15 protein-coding genes are annotated in these 22,403 nt (G+C 60.2%); 5 read left to right on the forward strand and 10 right to left on the reverse strand.

The features are described from left to right. Position 1 precedes the first annotated feature (1 nt). The 4 genes from BM229_RS06070 to BM229_RS06085 all read right to left on the reverse strand — a co-directional run bounded on the left by BM229_RS06070 (position 2) and on the right by BM229_RS06085 (position 13,661). The gene (locus tag BM229_RS06070; protein ID WP_093926729.1) at positions 2-4,585 is read right to left on the reverse strand and encodes a MupA/Atu3671 family FMN-dependent luciferase-like monooxygenase; all 4,584 of its coding nucleotides are present in this window, start codon (positions 4,583-4,585) and stop codon (positions 2-4) included. Continuing rightward, the gene (locus BM229_RS06075; RefSeq protein WP_338117451.1) at positions 4,582-5,595 is read right to left on the reverse strand and encodes a glycosyltransferase family 2 protein; all 1,014 of its coding nucleotides are present in this window, start codon (positions 5,593-5,595) and stop codon (positions 4,582-4,584) included. The genes BM229_RS06070 and BM229_RS06075 overlap by 4 nt, the downstream gene beginning before the upstream one ends. Next, a complete protein-coding gene (locus BM229_RS06080) occupies positions 5,592-12,059 on the reverse strand; it encodes a type I polyketide synthase (protein ID WP_093926730.1) in 6,468 nt (2,155 codons plus the stop codon). Before BM229_RS06080 ends, BM229_RS06075 begins: the two co-directional genes overlap by 4 nt. A gap of 159 nt (positions 12,060-12,218) precedes the next feature. Next, a complete protein-coding gene (locus BM229_RS06085; RefSeq protein WP_093926731.1) occupies positions 12,219-13,661 on the reverse strand; it encodes a hypothetical protein in 1,443 nt (480 codons plus the stop codon). 194 nt (positions 13,662-13,855) lie between these two features. Here BM229_RS06085 and BM229_RS06090 point away from each other — a divergent pair, with 194 nt between their 5' ends. Further along, complete coding sequence (locus tag BM229_RS06090; RefSeq protein ID WP_093926732.1) at positions 13,856-14,602, forward strand: WecB/TagA/CpsF family glycosyltransferase; 747 nt, start codon at positions 13,856-13,858, stop codon at positions 14,600-14,602. A 3-nt stretch (positions 14,603-14,605) separates the two neighbouring features. Here BM229_RS06090 and BM229_RS06095 read toward each other — a convergent pair whose 3' ends face one another. From BM229_RS06095 to BM229_RS06110, 4 genes are all read right to left on the reverse strand, one after another. Then, positions 14,606-15,538 (reverse strand): glycosyltransferase family 2 protein, encoded by a 933-nt coding sequence (locus BM229_RS06095; RefSeq protein WP_093926733.1) that lies wholly within the window; start codon positions 15,536-15,538, stop codon positions 14,606-14,608. Beyond that, on the reverse strand, positions 15,535-16,590 hold the full coding sequence (locus BM229_RS06100; protein ID WP_093926734.1) for a glycosyltransferase family 2 protein: 1,056 nt from the start codon (positions 16,588-16,590) through the stop codon (positions 15,535-15,537). Before BM229_RS06100 ends, BM229_RS06095 begins: the two co-directional genes overlap by 4 nt. A gap of 100 nt (positions 16,591-16,690) precedes the next feature. Next, entirely contained in the window at positions 16,691-17,491 is an 801-nt protein-coding gene (locus BM229_RS06105) for a diguanylate cyclase domain-containing protein (protein ID WP_338117452.1), read from the reverse strand. 209 nt (positions 17,492-17,700) lie between these two features. Beyond that, positions 17,701-18,285, reverse strand: a complete 585-nt coding sequence (locus tag BM229_RS06110; RefSeq protein WP_093926736.1) for a heme NO-binding domain-containing protein — start codon at positions 18,283-18,285, stop codon at positions 17,701-17,703. Positions 18,286-18,481: 196 nt separating this feature from the next. Here BM229_RS06110 and BM229_RS18195 point away from each other — a divergent pair, with 196 nt between their 5' ends. The 3 genes from BM229_RS18195 to BM229_RS06120 all read left to right on the forward strand — a co-directional run bounded on the left by BM229_RS18195 (position 18,482) and on the right by BM229_RS06120 (position 19,856). Next, a complete protein-coding gene (locus BM229_RS18195) occupies positions 18,482-18,622 on the forward strand; it encodes a hypothetical protein (protein WP_167360197.1) in 141 nt (46 codons plus the stop codon). Positions 18,623-18,687: 65 nt separating this feature from the next. Further along, positions 18,688-19,335 (forward strand): DUF998 domain-containing protein, encoded by a 648-nt coding sequence (locus BM229_RS06115; RefSeq protein WP_167360198.1) that lies wholly within the window; start codon positions 18,688-18,690, stop codon positions 19,333-19,335. Next, positions 19,335-19,856, forward strand: a complete 522-nt coding sequence (locus BM229_RS06120; protein WP_093926737.1) for a DUF421 domain-containing protein — start codon at positions 19,335-19,337, stop codon at positions 19,854-19,856. The genes BM229_RS06115 and BM229_RS06120 overlap by 1 nt, the downstream gene beginning before the upstream one ends. A gap of 16 nt (positions 19,857-19,872) precedes the next feature. Here the strand turns inward: BM229_RS06120 and BM229_RS06125 are convergent, their stop codons facing one another. Both BM229_RS06125 and BM229_RS06130 read right to left on the reverse strand, forming a co-directional pair. Then, entirely contained in the window at positions 19,873-20,568 is a 696-nt protein-coding gene (locus tag BM229_RS06125) for an HAD family hydrolase (protein ID WP_093926738.1), read from the reverse strand. Continuing rightward, positions 20,559-20,843, reverse strand: coding sequence for a DUF3572 domain-containing protein (locus BM229_RS06130; RefSeq protein ID WP_093926739.1), 285 nt, complete (start codon positions 20,841-20,843; stop codon positions 20,559-20,561). The genes BM229_RS06125 and BM229_RS06130 overlap by 10 nt, the downstream gene beginning before the upstream one ends. 96 nt (positions 20,844-20,939) lie before the next feature. On the opposite strand from BM229_RS06130, the gene BM229_RS06135 reads away from it, so the two are divergent. Continuing rightward, positions 20,940-22,334, forward strand: coding sequence for a diguanylate cyclase (locus BM229_RS06135; protein ID WP_093926740.1), 1,395 nt, complete (start codon positions 20,940-20,942; stop codon positions 22,332-22,334). Positions 22,335-22,403 lie beyond the last annotated feature (69 nt).

The following is a 22,403-nucleotide window of genomic DNA, read 5'->3' on the forward strand; positions in this document are numbered from 1 at the left end:
CTTAGCCTTGCCCGCGCCCACGCCCCGCGCGCATCATCCGGCGCTTGGACATGGTTTCAGACCGTGCAGGCGCATCAACATCCGAGGGTGCAGCAGTAGGTGCTGACACCTTACCGCTCAGCCCGTCAATATGCGCGGCCAGCCCCGAAAGGGTCGGAAAGCGGAAGATATCGGTGATCGACAAAGCGCTGGTGTTCAAGGCGGCTTTGATGTCGCGATGTGCCTGCACCGCCAAAAGAGAATGCCCCCCCAAGGCAAAGAAATTATCGGCCCCGCGAATGTCAGCAACCCCCAAAAGCGCGCCCCAGACCTGCGCGATGGCGGCTTGGCTGCCTTCGACTGGGCTGGCTTCTGGCGTCTCACGTGCGGGCGCGGCGGTTCGCTTCACGGGCGCCGGCAGGGCCTTACGGTCGATTTTCTTGTTGGGTGTCAGAGGCATGGCAGGCAGCGTGACAATGGCCTGCGGCACCATGATATCTGGCAAATTCGCTGCAAGCTGACGCCGCGCGCTGTCACTCTCAACAGTGGCATCCGCGACGACATAGCCAACAAGCTGCGCACCACCCTGCCCTGCGTCGTCGCGCAGCACGGCCACGGCTTGGCGCACGCCGGGCAATTCCGCCAGCCGCGCCTCAACCTCTCCCAATTCGATACGATGCCCGCGTATTTTGACCTGCGCATCGGCACGGCCTTCAAAATGCAGCACGCCCTCGGCGTCCATCCGCACCAGATCGCCCGTATTATAGATCCGGCCCGAAACGGCAAAAGGGTCCGCGATGAACCTCTCAGCGGTCATTTCGGCCCGCTGCCAGTAGCCCTGCGTCACCCCATCACCACCGATCCAAAGTGCGCCCGCAGCCCCAATGGGCAGCGGTTGCAGCGCATCATCCAGTACATGGACCTGCGTATTGGCAATCGGCGTGCCGATGGGCGCAGTGGTTGCTTGCGCGTCTTGTAGCACATGGGTGGTCGACCAGATCGTCGTCTCTGTCGGCCCATACATGTTTTGGATCTGTGCCTGCGTCGCCTCACGCAGTGCGCGAGACAACGTGCCGGGCAACGCCTCCCCCCCGATCATCAAGGATGTCACCCGCGCCAGCGCACCGCGCGCTTCATCGTTCATCACCATCATCTGCGCCATTGATGGCGTGCATTGCAGATGGGTCACCCCGTGGCGGATGATCTGCGCGGCGATGGAGTGGTCATCCGCCGCCGGTTGCCCGCCCAGATTGGCGCGGCGCAGCACCGCGGCCAAGGGCTTGAGCCCCGCCATTACCTTGTCCGTCGGAATGCCGTAGTCGATCAGGCAGGCGATCTCATCCACGCCGATCCGCTTGAGTTGCTCGGCCCGCGCCAGACCGTCGGCCACGGTGCCGAACATGCCGCTGTCGTTGAAATAGCGCTGAAAGGCGAACTCAAGGATCGCGTCCATTTCCTCAGGCGAAAGCCCCTCAAGATCGATCTCGAAGGGGTTCGTCGTGCCCGCCGGTTTCTTGAAGGCCGGGAAGGCCCAAGCGTATTGTTTGATAAGCCCCGCCGCCGAGCGCAGGTAGTCTTTCATCGGTTCGCGCGCCCCCTCTTCGGCCTCGTCGCGCGTATCCGCCAGGTAGCTGTGCAGCATCACCGTGACTTTATGGTCCGCCGGATCATGGCCCGCGCCGCGCAAAGCGTCGTGGTAGATTTTGATCTTATCCGCGACCTCTTCCACGGATTGGCCAAGCAAGTGGGTCAACACATTGGCGCCAATCTCCCCCGCCTCTTTCCACGTCTGCGGATTGCCAGCCGTGGTTACCCAAATGGGCAGGACTGTCGACACGGGCCGCGGCTGCGTCACCACTGCATGGGGTGTGCCATCGCCGCGGGGGAACTCTACTGGTTCCCCGGCCCAGAGCTTGCGCAGCTGGTCGATGGCGTCATACATCGCGGGCTTGTTCTGCGGCGGTGTGTTTTCCGGGCGGAGCACGAAATCGTCAGGCTGCCAGCCACTGGCGATGGCCAAGCCGACCCGCCCATTGGTCAGATTGTCGATCACCGCCCATTCCTCGGCGATCCGCGCGGGGTGATGGAGCGGGGCCACGCAAGAACCGGCCCGCACATCGAGGTTTTGCGTCACCGCTGCCACGGCAGCGCCGGTGACGGAGGGGTTCGGGTAAGGGCCACCAAAGGCATGAAAGTGCCGCTCGGGCGTCCAGACGGCGTTGAAGCCATTGGCATCCGCGAATTTGGCCCCTTCGAGCAGCAGTTCGTATTTCTTGGGGCCAACGCCATCGTCATTGCCCCAATAAAACAGGTTGAAGTCGATCTTGCGGTCGCTGGTGGCAATCGGACCATTCGACATCAGCGCCCGGCTGTCATCGCCCGCCAACACCAGCTTGAAGCCCCGCGCGAGGGTCCAGAACAGCTCTAGCACCGAGATATCAAAACTGAGGCTGGTCACCGCGAGCCAGACCGCACCCGCCTCATGGTCGATGCGGTCGTCCATTCCGGCAAAGAAATTCGCCACATTGCCGTGGCTAACCATCACGCCCTTTGGTGTACCGGTCGAGCCGGAGGTATAAATCAAATAGGCGAGGTCATCAGGCCCGGCATCGGCGGTCGGGTTCTCGTCGGATGCATTGGCAAGGCGTGGGTCGCGGTCGATCTCTAGTACCTGTGCGCTATGCGTTGGCAGACTTGCCGTCAGGGTCGATTGCGTCACAACCACCGACGCCCCACTGTCGGAAAGATAATGCGCCAGACGGTCGGCCGGATAAGCCGGGTCGAGCGGCACATAGGCCGCCCCAGCTTTCAAAATCCCAAGCGCACCCACCAAAAGGTCTACGCCCCGCGCGGTGCAGAGCGCCACAGGCATGCCCGGCCCCACCCCCATATCGCGCAGCACATGCGCCAGTTGATTGGCGCGCGCGTTAAGCGTGGCATAGCTTAGCGTTTCGCCTTCGAACACCAGCGCTGGTGCATCTGGCGCCCGAGCCACTTGTACCTCAAATGCCGCATGAAGGGTGAGGGGATCATAGTTGCGTTCGGTCGCGTTCACGCGGTTTAGCAATTGCTCCTCGGCCCCGGACAGCGCCCAGACTGTGCCACAATCGGGCGCATCCGCAACCTTGGCAAAGGCAGCCTCCAAACGCGCGGCAAGCAGATTGGTCGCATCCTCGGAGAGCCGCGTGCCATCGGCGAGCAACATGGCTCCCTCGGGCGTCAGGCAAAGGGTCAACGCCGCGCCAGTGAGGGGGGCAGTCCCGAATGAAATCGCAAAATCCGGTGTCTCAAGCGGGCCAATCGCCGGATCACGCAGCGGCAGGTCTCGGGCAAAACCCGCAGAATTGGTGGCGTGGGAGAGTTGCGGTGTCAGTAGCTCCAGCACATCGGCAATCGTCGTCCCCGCCTCTGCCGTAACGGTTATCGGCAACCAATCGGCCAGTAGCGGCGCGGGCTCTGCTTGGCGGCACAGTGCAAGGCCCCCATCGCCCCGCCCGGCGCTACGCAAAGCCACCAGCGCAGCGGCGATAACTTGCAGCGATTGTTCAAGATCTTGCGGCAACGGGATGTTTCGCTGAGTAAACCTTGCGGCCCCGGCGGGTGCATCGGCCAACGGAACTGGCAGCGGATCAAAGCCCGCCAAAGCACGCCGCCACTGCGGTTCTTCAGCGGGCGTGGGGGATGCTCCTGCGCTGCTCGGCAACCGCTCACCCGGTTTGAAGACATCTGATAAAACAATGGGGTCGCCGGAAATGTCGCGCAGCCCCTCTAAGGCCATTTGTGCGTCTGCTGCGGACACGACCAGCCGCGCGCCCTTCACCGAGATCACCTCACCGGGGGTGCCGCCTGTCGTCTCTAGCACCTCCACGCTTGATACAGTCAGCACATGCCCCGCGGCGTCCACGACCTTGGCCGTGGTAAGCGGGTTCCAATATTCGCCAAAGTTCAAACCACGCCCCAGCGCAGAGATCGTCTGTGCGTCATTCGCAAAGTCGATGACGCCGCCGCCTGCGGGCCGCTTGTCACGGGCAAAATAGCTTCGCTGGCTCAGGTCTTGCGGGGTGGTCTGCAAGCTGCCGCTTTCCAACTGCGCCAAGACCTCGCCAAAGCTTTCCATTCCGGCAGCATAGCATTTGGAATTCAGGCTAAAGGCCGTCTCATCTGCGGCGATATCCACCATGCGCTGCGCCAGCAAATCGCCTTTGTCCACGCCCGCCTCGATCAGGTGCCAACTGACCCCATGCTGCGCTTCGCCGTTCATGATCGCCCAAGCGGGGGTGTTCAGCCCGGCATAGCGCGGCAGCGGCCCATCGTGAAAGTTGATCGCGCCACGGGTCGGCAGCGCCAAAACTGCGTCAGAGATTAGGCGCAGGTTGGCGATGCTCAACAACCAATCGGCAGTGACCCCTGCCTGCAATAGATCATCGGCCGCGCGGTAAATCGTCAGCCCCTGCCGTTCGGCCCAATCACGCACCGTATCATCGCGGCTGATCACGGCGGCGATCTGGTGCCCCCCCGCCAAAATCATGTCACCGCAAGCGATGGTCAGGGATTCGTCCCCCATGAGCAGGGCAGAGAACGGATTAGTCTTGAAACTGGCGGTCATGAACGATCCTCCGTGGCGGGGCAGCGGGGCGGTTTTTTGGTCGTGGCGGCAGAGCGTCTGGCGGTAAGCGCATGGGCCGCAAGGTCACGGTAAAAGCCCGGCGCATCTTCGGGTCTGCGCCCTGTCAAAAGGCAACGCAAATGGTGCAGACCGCCGCCGAGAAGCCGCGCCAAAACGGCCAACGCGGCATAGGCACGCCCGTGATTTTTTGTGAAATATCGGCGGCGGCTATCGAACCAGTATCGCGGCATGCGACGCCATTCCTTCATCCCTGTCGAGACGGACCCCACATGCACGCATCGCGCCTGCGGCACATACCAACAATCCCAACCCGCCCGCGCGGCACGCAGGCAAAGGTCGGTTTCCTCGTAATACAAGAAATACTCTTCATCAAAGAGGCCAATCTCGGCCAGCATATCCCACCGCATCATGACGCTGGCCCCGGCCACCCAATCCACCTGTGCAGGTCTTTCCGGCAAAGGCGGCGCAACCACTGACGACGACAGCAACCGCGTCAGCGGGCCGAACCGCGCAGCGCCCTCCAACTCTCCGGCGGCAGTCGGAAATCGAAAGGCCGTGGTATGGGGCAGATCATCTTCGCCGCGCACATGGCTTCCGGCCAATCCCGCGCGGGGGTGTTCTTGCAGATGGGCCAATAGCCCCGCAATGCAGCCCGGGTCCAGAAAAGCATCAGAGTTCACCACATGCACGAAATCGGGCGGTGCCCCATCAGACATGCCAGCCCGGATAGCGACATTGTTGCCCGCGCCAAAACCGCCATTGTCGGGGGCCGAGATAAGGCGCACCCGGTCACCCACCCCCCAGCCACGTTCCGTGATCGCCTGTGCCAGCAGCGCGGCAGAACCGTCACCGCTGTCATTGTCGACGATCACCAATTCCGCGTTTGTGGTGGGCATATCGGCCAGAGCAGCCTCTGCCGCGCGCAGGGTCATCTCTGCGGTGCGATAGTTGAGGATAACCACCAAAAGGCGCGGCATTTGCTGCATCATTCTGCCGCCGTTGCTTGAGGTTGGGCCTTGTCCGCGTGAGCGGACAGTGTTGCGGCCTTGTCTGGGTATTCGGAGAGCGCCGCTGCGATGACTTCGGCCAGTTCTTGCGCCAGCACGGTCACGTTGGGCGCAAGGACCATGCTGACATGATCACCCGGCACTTCGACAACCTGCAGGCGCGGCGCGAACTGACGCCAGTCGTTGTCCTCAAAGACATATTCCTTTTCGGCGGTGACGTGATTGCCACCGGACACCGCCCAATGGCGATCCAACGGCGGCCGGAACAGTGTCAGCGGGCCGTCCCAAGTGGGGGTTTGATATTGTCCTACAGCGCGAAGGAACGCCGCCTGAATGCGCAGGCTGTTGAAAGAGACACCTGCCTCAGCCTCACCGCCCGCATCAGGCACCGCGCGACGGCGCTCGCGCTCCCATGCCCAACGGTTACCCGCCCATTCCAGCAGATAGGCTGGCCCCTTGCGCTTGAACTCGGCCAATTTGATATACGCCTTGTCGATCTTACTGAGCGATGGGCGCACGGGCAGCGGCGTATCGAGCATCGCTAGAACGGCCACCTCCTGCCCTGCGGCTTTCAATTGCTGGGCTATTTCATAGGATGTGATCCCGCCGCCTGAATACCCCGCCAGCAGATAGGGGCCTTGGGGCTGTAGGGCGCGGATTTCGGCGATGTAATCGGCGGCAGCGGCCTGCACCTCTTCATGCGGGGCGTCGTCCCCGATCAATCCGCGGGCCTGTATGCCAAAGACTGGGCGTTCATTGCTGAAGGGCAAGGCAAGGTGACGCAGGTTCAGCACGTTGCCGAACATGCCCGCGACAACAAAGAGCGGCGTCGCATCGCTGCGCGATTGGTTCAGCGGCACAAGGTAATTGAACCGCTGCTGAGGCGCGGCAGGCGTTGTGTCTGATGCGTCAGCGTCGGCCAAATCGCCCCGTTCTGCCGCGATCAACGCTGCGCATTTGGCGATCGTGGGTGCTTCGAACAGGACAGAGATCGGGAATTCGACCTTAAACTCTCGTTTCACCGCCGCAAAAAGCCGCACGGCGATCAGCGAATGCCCTCCGAGGTCAAAGAAACTATCGTCGACCCCGACTGGGCTGACGCCCAGAAGGTTCGACCAAATTTCAGCCAGTTTTTCTTCGATCGCATTGCGCGGTGCGACAAAACTGCCATCCAGATCCGGGCGCTCGAAACTTTGCCCTTGGGGCGCAGCCTCCGTCACCGGGGCGTCGGCCTGTGCGATTAAGCTTTGCAATGGCAAGGATGAAACCATGACCTGCGGAACGTCCAGCGCCAATGCCCGGCGCAGGGCTTCTGGCCCCTCCAGCGCGCGGATGCCTTGGCGTACCATACGGGCCAACCGTTCTTCGGCGGGGCTGAGTGTCGGTGTAATATCGCCCTCTTCAAACACCACTTCGCGCGCATCGGGGGCTGGCACCTCGGCAAAAGCGCCTTCGAGCCGTTTCATCGCGAAATTGCGCACGTCGACAAGGGGTGCGCCCTGCGCATCGGTGATCGTCACATCAAAGCGGGCAAAGCCCGACGCAGCCGCCCCTTCGACCAGCCGCACATGAGATCGGATATCGGCAGGCAGTGGGGCGTGCAGCGTGATCTCACCATAGGACAGCGGCACCCACAGGTGGCGCGCAGCATAGCCGGGGACGAGCGCCATGGCCCAACCGGTGGCGATGTCCATCAGGCCGGGATGCAGTAAATGGCCGTCGGTCAAATCGCCCTGCGCCGCCTTGGGCAGATGCAGGTCCGCCAGCCCCTCGCCCTGCCCAAGGGCGGTGCGTTGCAACACGTGCCAACGTGGGCCAAACTTTAGATGCGCCTCTTGGGCGGCGGGCAAACGATCATCGGACTCAGCCCGCACAACGGTGGGGCAACGGGCAGCGATAGCATCTAAGTCAAGCGTTTCAGCACCCGGCTCAGCAGGCATCAAACGCGCTTGCACATGCAACTGCCATGCGGCTTTGCCGTTCACCACACAGGCGCTGCGCAGTTCAGCAGCAAAGCCTGTACCCTCGGGGTGCAGGGTGATCTTGATCTTGCGCCGCGTCCCATCGGCCAGCGGCAAGGGCCGTAGGAAATAAAGGTCTTGCAGCGTGAAACTGGCCAATCCTTGGGCCTGTGCCGCTTCGGCCAAAAGCTCGATATAGCCTGTTCCGGGCATAATTGCGCGCCCGTCGCTGGTGCGGTGCTGGTCCAGCAGCCAATGCTCTGTCGCGATTTCGGTCATGAATTCAGGGGCACCGCTATCGCCAGATCCGGCGGCTTCAAGCAACGCCGCATTGATCGCGCGTGCGGGCAGCGCTACGGTGCCGCCCCCTCCGAGTGTTTCAGCGGCCATGCCGACATCGGCCCAAACACCCCAATTCACTGCGACGACGCGTGTCTGCGCATCCCGGCGCGATTGCGCAAAGGCATTCAGCCATGCATTCGCCGCGACATAATCCAACTGCCCCGCCGCGCGGGTGGCCGTAGAGGTTGAAGAAAACAACACCATCAGATCAAGCGCGCCATCCGGCAAAAGTTGATCCAAGACTCGCAAACCCTGCAACTTGGGGGCCAGCACCGCATCGATACCCGCATCGGATTTTGCCAGAAGTGGCGCGTCGTCCAGCACGCCTGCGGCGTGGATCACCCCGGTGAGCCCACCGTGACGGGTGGTCAGATCGTCGATCACCCGACGCATCTGCGCAAGGTTCGCCACATCTGCGCGGGCGACCTCGATCGCACCGCCAGACTGCACGGCCTGTGCCTCAAGCCGCATCACCGCACGCAAACGGCGGGCCGTGGCATCGGCAGGGCCGTGGCTGGCCAGATAGCTCTCCCATTCATGGCGCATCGGTAGGGCGGCGCGGCTTAGCAGAATAACGCGGGCGCCTTTGGTGTGCAGAATATCCGCCGCAAGGGTCAGGCCGATGCCGCCAAAGCCCCCGGTGATGAGGTAGCTTCCTTGCGCCTTCCACCCCGGTAAATCGCTTTGTGGCAGCGCAGCGTCGCGGTAGCCCAACTCATAACGGCGGCCAGCGCGGTGAGCGACCTGAAGGTTGGCGGGGCTGGCAAGAAGCTCTTCCAAAAGGTCATCCGCGTCGATCACCGGCACAGCGGCCACGGGTTTTGCGAACCACCCCGCCTGTGCCGGCGCTTGCGCGACAGCCAAATCAATCTGCGACGCCGTCAGCCCCGGCAGTTCACGCGCCATCACCCCAACAGGGCCGGAAATCAGCGCCTTTTCGGGATAAGCCAGAACCGCGTCACCAATCTGCGTTGCCCCAGTGGTGAAAACACTCAGATGCAGCGGCGCGTCACGTTCCCCGTCGGCCAGCGCTTGGGCAAGCCACGTCAGGCTCCAAAACCCTTGTTCGATATTGCGGTCGAACCTGCTGGAGCCGGGGCGCGGCTGCACCGTATCATCGGTTAGCCAGAAATGTGCGATCCGGTCTGGCATCTGCCCATCGGCCTCTAGGGCGGTCAGCAGTTGATCATAGCTCGGACGGCCCTGTTCAGCAGCCATGGTAAACTGATCGGCACTGACGCGGGCAAAGGCATCGCCCGCGGTGACCTGCACAACGCGGTGCCCTTCTGCGCGAAGCCGCGCGGCAGCCTCGGCCCCCAGCCCGGCCTTATCCGCAAAGATCAACCAGTTAAGCGGACCGGAAACACGCATGTCGCGTTCAGCATAGCGCGGCTGCCAATGGGGCACGGCACCCCATTTGGCGATGTCATCCTCGCGCTGCAGCTGCGGTGTGGGGGAACTTTGCACGGCCTTGCCCGGCTCGATGAAATAGCGCGCGCGCTGGAATTGATAGGTCGGCAGCAGCACACGGTTGCGCCGCGCCTCCCCCCAAATCTGCGCCCAGTCGGCTTCGACACCGCAGGCCCATAGCCGCCCGATCACGCCAAGGAAATAGGCATCATCTGCCATCTCCTGTTCAGGGTGACGCAGCGACGACATCACCTGCCCCGGTGCCACATCCGCGTTCATCTGCGCCAAGGCCGACAGTGCCTTGCCCGGTCCGACCTCAAGGAAGACCTTTGGGGCATCACTGGTAAGGTGGCTAATGCAATCGGCAAAATTCACCGTGTGACGCAGTTGTTCGACCCAATAGTCAGGGTCTGTGGCCTGCTCTGCCGTGATCAACTGCCCCGTCCGGTTTGATAGGAAAGGCATCTGAGGCACGCGCAGGTCCAGCTTGGCTAGAAAGGCGCGGTAGCGGTCAAGGATCGGGTCCAACATTCGCGAATGGGCGGCGATGTCGATGGCGATCCTCTGGTGCTCAAGTCCAGCCTTCGTCAGACGTTCCTGCAAGGCGACAAGCGCACTGTCGGGGCCGGAAATTGCGATCAGTTCCGGGCCATTCACGCTGGCGATATCAAGGTCTTGGCCCAGATGCGGAGTGATCTTTTCAAGCGGGGCAGAGATGCTGATCATCCCGCCTGCTGGGACTTCGTCAAACAGCCGTCCACGCAGTAGAACAAGGTCGATACACTCTTCAAAGCGCATCACCCCGGCCAAACAGGCGGCAACGTTTTCGCCCATGGAATGCCCCACCAGCGCAGCAGGTTTCACGCCCCAAGACATCCAAAGCTGCGCCAATGCATATTCCACGATCATGATCAGCGGCAGTTGCACCGAAGGCTTTTTCAGCTTGGCCTCAGCTGCGGCGCGGACCTCAGGCTCTGGCAACCAAATCGCGCGGATATCATAATCAAGCTCCGGCTCCAGATGCGCCAGCCCCCGGTCCATCCATTCGGCAAAGACCGGCTCGGTTTCATAAAGGTCGCGGGCCATGTCGGCATATTGCGCACCACCACCGGGGAACATGAAGGCGACCTCGGGATCGGAGCCAAGATGGTCATGGGTAAAAACGCGGCGGCTGTCGCCACTCTCCAACAGCGCTGCGGCCTCTTCATGGCTTTCGGCCACCAGCACGCGGCGTTTGTCAAAGGCGCGGCGCCCTTGTTTCAGGGTGAATGCCACATCGGCCAGCGGCTGTTCGGGATGCGCACGTAGATGCGCGGCCAGTGCGGCGCCATTGGCCTCAAGTGCGGCCTTATTGCGGCCCGATAGGCACAGCACATGGAAGGGGAAATCGCTTTCCTCGGACGCCCTGCGCACGGGCGCTTCTTCAAGGATCATATGCGCATTGGTCCCGCCAACGCCAAGCGCGTTAACCGCCGCACGGCGCGGGGTTGCCTGTGCGGGCCAATCATACAGCTGGTCATTCACACGGAACGGCGAGCCATCAAACGGGATCGCGGGGTTCGGCGCCTCATAGCCTAGCGAGGGCGGGATCTGGTGATGGTGCAGCGAAAGCGCGGCCTTTGCCAGCCCCGCAACCCCGGCTGCGGTATCCAGATGGCCAATGTTGGTTTTGACCGATCCAATGCGGCAGAAATCCTCGGCCTGCGTCTCGGCCCGGTAGGCTTGGGTCAGGGCGGCGACTTCGATCGGATCGCCTAGATAGGTGCCCGTGCCGTGGCATTCGACCATGCCGATGCTTTGGGCCGCGACACCTGCTGCATCCAACGCGCGGGCGATGGCAGCCGTCTGCCCATCAACCGAAGGCGCCAGATATCCTGCTTTGGCCGCCCCATCATTGTTGACCGCAGACCCTTTGATAACCGCCCAGATGTGATCACCATCGGCAATGGCATCCTCAAGCCGCCGCAGTGCCACGGCACCTGCACCAGAGCCAAAGACGGTTCCCTGCGCGCGGTGATCAAAGGCGTGGCATTCCCCGTCGGGCGAGAGAATCTCGTTTTCCTTGAACTCATAGCCCCTGCCCTGCGGCAGCTCGATCGTCACCCCGCCCGCCAGCGCCATATCAATCTCACCCGCCCGCAACGCCTGCGCGGCATAATGGATCGCCACCAGCGACGTGGAACAGGCGGTTTGCAGGTTGATCGACGGGCCCTTGAGGTCAAGCACATGGCTCACACGGGTCGAAAGGAAATCCTTATCGTTCCCGGTATGGCGCAGCAGGAACATGCCCACATCATCCACCAATTCAGGGTTCGAGCAGATGTTGAAATAGAAATAGCTGCCCATGCCACAGCCCGCATAGACCCCTACAGGGCCCGAGAGGGTCTCTGGCATATGGCCCGCCTGCTCCATCGCCTGCCATGCGATTTCAAGAAACTTGCGGTGCTGCGGATCAAGGATTGCGGCATCTTTGGGAGAGAAACCAAAGAACTCTGCATCGAACATGTCATAGCCCGGCATTTCGGCGGTGACGGGCACGTAATTTGGCCGTGCCATCCGCTCGGCGCTCTCTCCGGCCGCGCGCAATTGCGCCTCGTCCAACCGCTTAAGCGCGCTCACGCCGTCGCGCAGGTTCGCCCAATAGGCATCAACGTCATCGGCCCCCGGAACAGTGACCGCCATGCCGACAATCGCAATATCATCGCGAGAAAAAGTGCTGTCCGTGCTATTCATTGCTACATATGTCCCATCGCCGCTCGGTCACAGTGATGAGCCTTCTTAGGTTCAATTTAAGCTTCGGATGCAGCATACAACAGGCAAATCTGTCAAAATTGAGCCGAGAACGTGCCGCAACGTCATTTCCGCCTCACAACGCAGTGATTAACGCGCGGTTTAAAAGACCGTCCGCCTGCGCGCGGTCGCGGGGGGCGTGACCGCGCTTGCGATATCCAGACCTGTCCGCGCGCCTGCTAGGGCCTCGGCATGGCCAAGGATTGCCCCGGCAGTAAGCCAAGTCAGCGGGGTCAACGTCGCATTCAGCAACATGTCCATCATGGTGATACCCAAGATCAGAAGCAGCGGTGCGATCCAAGGGGATAGGGCCGCATCCCCACGTCGATAGAGGTATAGGCCCATCAAGAAGATCGGCAAGGCCAACAGCCCCATTTCACACAGGTAACCAATCCATCCAAAGGATCCGAATACGATAATCCAGCGCCCATCGGGGATCGAGAGGATATCGCCGGTGGTTGCATCGCGGATCAAGTTACGCCCCCATCCGCCCCAGCCGAACCACGGCTTTTCGGCTGCCCGTTCAAGAAGCTGCTCTTCGTTCATAAAACGGTAGCTCAGCGAATTTGCCCGCTCCGCGCTGATCGCTTCAGCTTGGGCCACAAGTGCCTCAAGCGGGACCAGACCAGCGTTGCGCAGCATAGGATAGATCATCGCCACAGCCGCAAAGACAACCGCCAACCGTATTTGCCACCGCGTGGGCAACAGCAGCACCGTCGGTACCAGCAACAGCGCATAGGCCATAGATGCAAGGCTTTTGCACAGCAGCAGCACCACAGCCAAATAGACAGCCAGAAACATCATCTTCCATCGGCTGATAACCGAGCTTTGCCGCGCCAGCGCTACCGTAGAGACCAGTGCAATACACATGAACAGTGCCAACCACAGCGCGTGGGGCAAGAAGACGATGGGGCGGAACCCGCCGTTGCGCATCATCTGCTCGAATGAATGTTGAAAGAACCCGTAAATCCAAGTGTTAAGCTGCGGGGAGAAGCGAACTTCAAACAACGACGGCACAGAATAGATCAGCCCGCCGATCATAAAAGCCAACAAAAGCTCGCGCAGCCCTTTCTCATCGGCAAGGAACTGACGTGCCAGCAAAAAGGGTACGAGCACCAGAACCTGGCCGATCAGAACAGAACCGATGTCGCGGATCGACAGCCCCGGCAAAGCATCCACCGGAAAGACAACCGGATCAAACCCCAAGATCGATTGAAACAAAATGGGATCGCCGTTGTTCATAACCGTCGGTACGCCCGAAAACAAAAATCCCACGACCAACAGCCCCGCCATGCGCGAGGCAGGCCAAAGTCGAAGCTTCTCTTGTGTGCCCAGCCAGATGATTAACAGCACGCTGAGGTTGGGGATCGACACTTTATCAAGCCCCGGCACCAGCGGCAGATTGAACTCTGTCAGCGGCGGCAGGAAAAGATAGCCGCCAAGGATCGACCAGATCAGTGCCCGTTGCAGCGGCAGGTTGCGAAACAGGCCCAAACAGACAATGGGCCAGATCAGCAGCATCATATAGGCGATGGGATTAGGCATGATGTCCTTGCATGGGCCGAACGTTGGGCGTCGTAAATTACCATCTGGCCTGCGCGCTGTCATCCCGCTAGTTTCATGGCGGGCAGTCTTTGGAGTGGGCGTGGTTGTAAAATGACACATGATAACAGAGGCATGAAAGACTATCTTCACACCACTAGAGTTGTAACCGCTGCCCAGCTTTTGCGAGAAGCGCTATGAAGTATGGCAAAGGCGACGCTGCCGTGGTGGTTAATGTGGCAACAAGGCCCGTATTGTTTCAGGCCCTGCGCAAACGCTTTGACAAGGGAGACGGATTCGCGCTCGCGACGCTGAACCTCGACCATCTGACAAAACTGCCAAGCGACCCAACCTTCGCTGCAGCATATAGCGCGCAGGACTTGATTGTTGCGGATGGCCGCCCCGTGGTCTGGCTGTCGCAGCTAGCAAGGCAGCCGGTGGAGTTGATGCCGGGCTCTGATCTGATCCTGCCGCTATGTGAACTGGCAGCGGACCTATCGCTGCCCATCGCCTTTTTCGGCAGTGACCAAAGCGCGCTCAACGGCGCCGCCCGAGTGCTGCAAGCCCGGGTGCCGGGCCTTGAAATTTGTCACATCACAGCGCCGCCGATGGGATTTGCCCCCTCAAGCCTTGAGGCCGATGCTGCCTTGCGTGAGATTGCGAAGAGCGGTGCGCGGCTGTGCTTTTTGGCACTTGGCGCGCCCAAGCAAGAGATCCTCGCCGCGCGGGGGCGCGAGATCGCGCCGGGGGTGGGATTTGCTTCTGTCGGAGCGGGGTTGGATTTCCTTGCTAAGCGGCAGCGGCGTGCGCCAAAGTGGATGCGGATGCTGGCTTTGGAATGGCTGTGGCGCACACTGCAAAGCCCGCTCCGGATGGTGCCGCGTTATGCGCGCTGTTTTGCAATCCTACCTCGGCTCACGTTTGATGCATGGCGGATGCGCTAGGCGTTAGCGGTATTCGATAATCCGCCCATCGCGCCGCATATGGTATTTCACAACGCCCAAAGCCTCGGGGAATTTTCCCAGCAGGGTGAACACCGCCCAAGCCGCCCCGCCCCGCCGGATCAACCGCAACAGTTGCACAGGATAGAGCAGGGCCAGAATAAGCGCAGCCCAAGGCATCAGCAGCGCCAACAACACGATCATCGCAGGCAAAAGCGCCCCCCAAAGCAGGGCGCGGCGTGTCTCGGCCACCCAATGGCAATCGGGGCCAGCGCCATGCAGCGCGGCTCCTTCGGCAAAGGCATGCCCGGCGCGCAGGCTGCGCCGCCACCACTGGCCGAACCGCGTGATCTGCGCGTCATGCCATGTCATTTCAGTATCCAAACGCCATATCTGCCAGCCCGCCCGTCGCAGACGTTGGCAAAGCTCTGGCTCTTCCCCGGCAATCATCTCTGCTCGGTAGCCTCCGACAGTGCGCAGCGCATGCAGGCGCATCAGGGCGTCACCGCCACAGGCTTGGACCTCTCCCACCGGCGTATCCCATTCGCGGTCAATCAGGGTGTTATATATCGACGCTTGGGGGCATTCCTCGCGCCGCCTGCCGCAAACCACAGCGATTTGCGGATGGGCATCTAAATGCGTCTCTGCCGCTTCCAGCCAGCCTGCCTGCAAGATGCAATCGCCATCAAGGAATTGCACCAGCGTGATGCCCTCCTCCAGCGCCGCGGCGCCTGCATTGCGTGCCCGCGCGGCGGTAAACGGCTGTTGCATGTCCAGTTCAACCACCTTAGCCCCAAGCCCGTGCGCCATGGCGACAGAGCCGTCGGTTGAACCGCTATCGACATAAACCACCTGCGCCACCTGCCCCATCAGGGTCTGCAAAGACCGCTCCAACCGCGCACCCTCGTTACGGCCGATGACAACGGCACCGATGCTCATGCGGCGCTTTCGTCACGCCAAGCGGCGACATGGGCGCTATAGGCCTCGGACGGCACCAGAAACCCAGCGCGGTACAAAAGTTCAACCCGGTTCCAACGCCGCGCATCCAATGAAAAGAGCGAGACATCGGGGTTCTGCCCGATCACCGCCATGCGCCGCGCGTCTTCGTTATGAGCCAAATCGCCCGAGGCCAGTGTTGCCGCATCCCGGGTGACGGGGTCATTGGCAAATTTATAATGTTTTATCACCGCCGTCATATCCGCCACACGCAGCCCGCTGGAAAGATGCGGATGCGGAGCGGGTGTGACCTCTGGACCGTTGAAAATAAGCGGGTGTTTGGTCAGGCAGCAATCTTCACCAAACACCTTGCCGCGCACCCCACCAAAGGCAAATTTCACAGCATCGTTGGACAGGTCATTGTTGGTCAGCAGGGTCGAAAACTCTATATCAGAACTATGGTAGTCGACTTTGCGCACGGCACTGATGTCGTAGTAGAGGAAGGCTTGCAGTGCCTGTTTGTAGGGCAGCCCAGCCGCAGCGGCGAGGCTGTTCTTGGGAAACATCTCAAGCATCTGAGCCGCCAAGGCAGTATAGCCCTGCTGCTCAAGATAGGCGGTTAGCCCCCTTACACCGATTTGAGAGCGCCCTTCGAAATCAAAGATTTCGTCCATATCGACATAAAGACACCAGCGGTTTTGCCCATAGGTCTGCGCCGGGTACTGCCGGATCAAGTCTTCGTATTGGGCAAGTGGCAGGGCACTGCGGTCTATTATCGTGCCCTTCTGCGCCTTGATCCGGGCGATTGTGTCATCACGAGAGCCATTGTCGATAAATACAAAATGCCGCACGCCCATCGCACGGTAGTGGCGAAAGAACGCATCGAGGTAATAGCTGCCGTCCCGCACCAAGGCGATCAACACCACGTCACCCGGCGCCACATCAAGTTTGGTAGGCCCATGCAGATGCTGCAAAGAGGCGACAAAGCGCGCGCGGCGGCGTGCGTCTTTCAGGCGTTCCCGCAGGCGGCGGATCAGATAAAGGGGCGATTTCATGCTGAGGTGATACGACAGCGATCCTGTCCGGTCTACTACCCCCATGCCAAATCACGCCCGCACAATGTCGCACCAAGCGATTAGCTGCCGCATGCCCCACCTAATCAGAAGCGGTAGGATCGAAGCCTGCGCCCCCCTGCAATGTCGGGCTATAGAAAGTGTGCCGCGCACGGCCTGCATGCTTTGAAGCATAAAGCGCAGTATCCGCATTGGCCAAAACCCCATCGCGTGAAGGCGTGTCGCCGCGCTGGACCCAGACCGTGCCAATGCTGGCAGAGACTTTGCAGACCTCACCTTTGAAATGGATAGGCTCTTCCAATCGGTCGATGATGCGCTGCCCGATCTGTTCCAACACATTTTCACTGCGCACATCGGGTAAGACGACAGTGAACTCATCCCCTCCCAGACGGACCACCATGTCGGAGCTGCGGGTCTCTTGCACCATAATCCGAGCGACCACTTGCAAAACATGATCGCCAGCGGCATGGCCAAGGCTGTCATTTACCGCTTTGAAATGATCAAGGTCGATGTGCATGACCGCAAAGCCTTCCCCCGCCGCAATCAGCCGTTCCAGCACTGCGTTCAGCGCACGGCGGTTCTTTAGTCCGGTCAATAGGTCGGTAAAGGCCTGCTCCTCCGCCGCAATGCGCGCCTCTTCTAGGCGCAGGTTCAAGCGACGGGAGGCTTCCATCGCGGCTGATTTCGCTTCCATAAGATAGAGCATTTCAATCGCCAGATCGGTCGCCGCGAAGTCTGCGTTGGTCAGCGCGTAATCTTGCACCCCGTCAAAAATAGAGATCCCAAATGAGAGGTTCACAATGGTTCGGCCATCGTCCAGCGGCACAAGCAGGCCCTTTAATTCGGTCCGGGGCGCATCGCGGAAAGCCAGATGAAGTTTCATGCCAGACGCACGTCGCAAATCGTCCATTCCGCGCATTGTGCGGGGCCGTTTGACGGTGACTGTATCTAAAAATAGCTTCCCAGCCAGCGGTGACTGCGGCCGTAACTTTTGTATCGTCGGTCCCGCGTGACGGATGAACCCCGTTGAGGACAAGAGTAGATGCATCGGACAAAGCCTGTCTAATACCTCCGTGTCGTGGATCGCCCCACTCATGCCCGCGCCCCAAGTTCGAAGCTGCGACCTTCTGAAAAATCGGCCTCAATCAGAATGATCTTCAGGGTTTCTATCCCTTCAGATCTCCCGCAATGCTCTAGCGCCACCAGCGCGCCATAGTCGTCCGCCATGGCCCGCAAGACCCCCATCATCAGATAGCCGTACCCGACAAGTGGGGCCTCACAGACCAACAAATACTGACCATCGGGTTCCTCGCACAACTCGATCCTAGGCAATCGAAGCTCTGAAAGCGCAAGGCGCGTGCGGTCTGGCAGCTCGTCTAAAGATTGCAGAAAGTCGCGAAAACTCACCCCGCCAAATCGCAGCAATCGCCGCACGGCCGCATAGCCCGGCTGCGCCACAAGGAAGGTGCCGACATCCTCCATCACCTCCGCGCGGGGCCGTTCTAACACGGTGCAAACCGCATCCAGAACCGCTGGCGTGACATGATCTGGATAGGTCAGCATCGCCTCGAACTCGGTGAAACCCAACCCGGCCCGAGTGGCCACAGCGGACCAAAGCGCATGGCCATAGTTGGCACAAAAGTAGTTTTGAATGCTGCGGTTTATAAGCCCGTGCATGACTGCCTCATTCCCATTTTTCCCGCAGCTAGAATGCAGGTGCAGTGGTTAAGATTGGCCTGATAATTCCAGTTGTTCGGAAATTGCGTTGAGCTGTCAGGTCACTCGCGCGGAACCGGAGGGATCCACGAAGCGTTTGATGTCTAAGGATGGCACAGTGTCTTTCCTCAACGCACAGCGATGGCGGAGTATTCTCATGAGTGATGATCCCAAACACCCCAAAGACAAAACTCCACCAAAAAAGCCGCAAGAGGACCTGCACCGCCCAGAGGCTACGTTGGACGAAGCCCCCGCGGGCAGCCCCAATGCCGAAGAACGCTCGCGGCTTTCGGATTAACAACCTTCGCCTGACCGCATCACAGGATGCATCAACAACAGAGCACTTAAGATGAGTTTCACCAGATGAGCAACAACGTCACGGCACCTCGGCCACACAGCGCGCCGGGGTTTATGCTATGCCTTGGCTGGATTGCGATCCTTGGCTGCGTGGTTTTCACCGTCTCGATCTTGATCGCAGATTTCGTGGTACCGGAACATGATTGGATGGCAGATACGATCAGCGATCTGGGCGCAGGTCGGTATGAGTTTATCGTCGACATCGGCATCTATGCCTTTTCCGCCGCTCTGATCGCCTGCGCCTTGCTATGCGCTCATATGCATTTCGGCGGGGCGTGGTGGAGCGGTGGCACAATTGGTCTCGCTCTTCTTGGGCTCATCGTTTTTCTGGTCGGCGCAAGAAATGAATACGGAGATCGTGATTCTGATGGCGTGGTAATCCACATCTATCTGGTTTACGCGCTTGGGCTGATTATGCTGACCGTCCCTTGGATGCTGTCCAACGGGTTTGCCGATATCTCGCCCGTTGTTGCGAAAGCGATGAAGGGCATTTCACTGATCTGGTTGGTATCCGCACCGCCGTTCTTCTTTCTGCCCACGGGGATCGACGGAATATACGAGCGCTATCTCGGCCTTATCGCCATGGCCATGGTGTTGCTCTTGGGACGGTTCTTTATCCAGCGTGGCACCGCGCTACGCGAAAGGCAAAGCTGATGTTTTTCGAGAATGTTCCACTCGATATTGTCGCCCGCGCGATGTTGCTTTCTTCTATCGCGTTGATCTGGGTGATCTTTGTCGTGCGCGTCATCGGGTTGCGCACCTTTTCAAAAATGACTGCATTTGATTTTGTCGCAACTATCGCCACCGGTTCTCTGCTTGCCGGGGCCTGTCAGGCAACAACGTGGCCGGAATTTGCGCAGCCTACGCTGGCCATTTCGGCCCTGCTTGGCGCGCAGTTTGTAATCGCACGTGGGCGGCAAGCGTCTGATCGGTTTGAACAGACCGTGCAGAATGAACCTGTGATCCTGATGCGTGATGGGCAGATTTTTGACGACGCCCTGCGCGAAACCCGCGTGGCCCGCGCCGATCTGATAGCCAAGTTGCGCGAGGCCAATGCCATGCGATTTTCAGACGTACGCGCAGTCGTGCTTGAAACGACGGGCGATATTTCGGTCCTGCATGGGGATGAACTAGAAGACCGAATACTTGAAGGCGTACGCGAGATCACGGCTTGAGCAGGATGTGCCGCGCTCAAGTTAGATAGCCCAGCAAATGCCCAATGTCTGGCAGCACGATATCTGCGTGCGGAGCAAGCTCCTCGGCAGTGGCGGGGCCGGTCAGGACAGCCACGGGCAGCATCCCCGCCGCACGTGCCGCTTCGAGATCGTGAACACTATCTCCGATCATTGCGATGGTGCTTTCGGGCAAGTTCACATGGGCCGCAAATGCGTGCAACTGACCCGGAGAAGGCTTGCCCCCGTGGCCAGTATCGAAACCCGCGATAAAATCGAACATATCATTCACCCCAGCCGCCACCAGATGCGCCCGCGCGGGATGCTCTGCATCGTTGGTGGCAACCCCAAGGTGAAGCCCCTGATCGCGAAGCCGCTGCAGGAACGGCCTGAGCGGCACTGCTTCGCGCTGTGGTGCGCGGCTGGCCTCCATATTAACCATCTCTAGCAAAGCCAAAGGCGTTTGAGCAGGGAAATGCGGGGACAAAGCTTGGACAACCTGCTGAGGTGTGCCAGCGATGGCGATACTGTCGCGGGCGAAACGGCGCAGGGCGAAATCAAAGCCGATGTCCACACCGACCCGCGCGGCAAAGCTGCGATCCCCGTTGCAGGCGCGCAGCAGAAAGGCTTCGGCCCATGGTTCCCACGTCGCGGCAAAGTCGAACAAGGTGCCATCCTTGTCGAACAGCAGACCTTTGATGTGTTTTAAGTCCAATGCACCTGCTCCCCGCCGGGCAGGGCTGCGCGGGCTTGCATGATCCGCTCATAGGAAATGGCGAGGTGATCGCAAAAGCCGATAACCCAAGCATCATCCATCATAAGGAAATCAAGCACTGCACCTAGAAAGATAGGGTCGCTGGCCTGAGTTTTCAGATCAGCCTCCGACGCGCCGGTGCTGCCTAGGAACACGGGCAACAGATCGTCATTGGCCGCTAACCAAGCAAGCGCCTGAAGCGCTAAAGTCTCGGCGGTGTCTTGAGTGTAGGACATGTGAACCGTCTTCCGCAGTAGAGTGGAAACCCTTTGTTAACCTTTAGGGACCAAAAACTATGTCATCAAACTGATTTGTACGGTGAAGGAGTTGTCGTGCAAGGGACCATCCTTATTGCAGATGCGATTGCGACCAATCGCATCGCCCTAAAGGTCAAGCTTTGTGCGGCATATTATCAGGTCGTTCAGGCCGAAGATATGCAGCAGGCCTTGGCCGCTGTACAGGACAACCCGCCTGACCTTGTGATTTGCGCGATAACCCTGCCCGGTGGCGGGGCCGCCGATCTATGCGAAGCTTTAAGGGCCTCTGCCGATACCGCGCAGCTTCCGGTACTGGCCATCGGGAACGGCGACCAATCAATAGACAGGCTCGCTGCGCTGGAAGCGGGGGCAAGCGATGTGCTGTTAAAGCCGCTCGATTCAACATTGCTGCTGGGCCGAGCGCGCAGTCTGATCCGCGCCCGCAACGCAGCGGACGAATGGGAAATGCGTGATGAAACCACCCGCGCGCTTGGTCTGGCGGAACCCGCGGCAGAATTCACGGCCCGCAGCCATTGTGTGTTGATCCATTCAGACAACACAACCTGCGTGAACTGGGCCAACCAACTACGCCCTTTATTGGACGCGCGGTTGACGCTTGCCAACACCGAAGAGGCCATTCGCGCGACATCCAGCAATAAGCCACCTGATACTTTCGTTTTGGTTTTGCCCACAGAGTCGAATAGCGCCACGGCGGCACTGCGGCTGATCTCGGCGCTGCGTGCCAATGCTCAGACCCGCTATGCTGGTCTATTGGTGGTTCAACTGGCCCCTGACACCGCACAGGCGGCCACCGCACTTGATCTTGGTGCCGACGACATAATGACCGACGGCTTCAATACAGCCGAAATGGTCCTGCGCCTACATGCAGTTCTGCGCCGCAAACGCATGACGGACCAGTTGCGCGATATGGTGCGTACCGGGTTGAAAGCTGCGGTATTTGATTCGCTCACGGGGCTGCACAACCGCCGCTATGCCCTCCCCCATCTTCGCCGCATTGCAGAGCATGCCTTTGAAACGGCACGGCCCTTTGCGGTGATGGTCGCCGATCTGGATCACTTTAAAGGCATCAATGACCGCTACGGTCATGCGGCTGGGGATTCGGTATTGGTGCAAACCGCGGAACGGCTGCGCAACAATCTGCGCGGAATGGACCTTGTCGCGAGGATCGGAGGAGAGGAGTTTCTTATCGTGATGCCCGGCACAAATTTCTCCGATGCGGAATCGGCCGCCGCAGATATCTGCGCCGATATTGGCAATCGCGGCTTCGTCGTGCCCGGAACGCCACTGCCAGTGCATGTCACGATCAGCATTGGCCTCTCTATCGGGCCGAGTGGTGATGACGGCAATCCGCTCTCGCCAGAAGCCCTAATGGCGCAGGCAGACCGGGCGCTCTATTCTGCGAAGTCTCACGGACGGAATCGGGTAAACTTAAGCCGCCCAGCGGCCTAGCTGCGCAGCGCAGATTAACACTCGCCTCTGCCTCTGCCTCTGCCTCTGCCTCTGCCTCTGCCTCTGCCT

The organism is Sulfitobacter dubius, assembly GCF_900113435.1.
In the GTDB taxonomy this organism is placed as follows: Bacteria; Pseudomonadota; Alphaproteobacteria; order Rhodobacterales; family Rhodobacteraceae; genus Sulfitobacter; species Sulfitobacter dubius.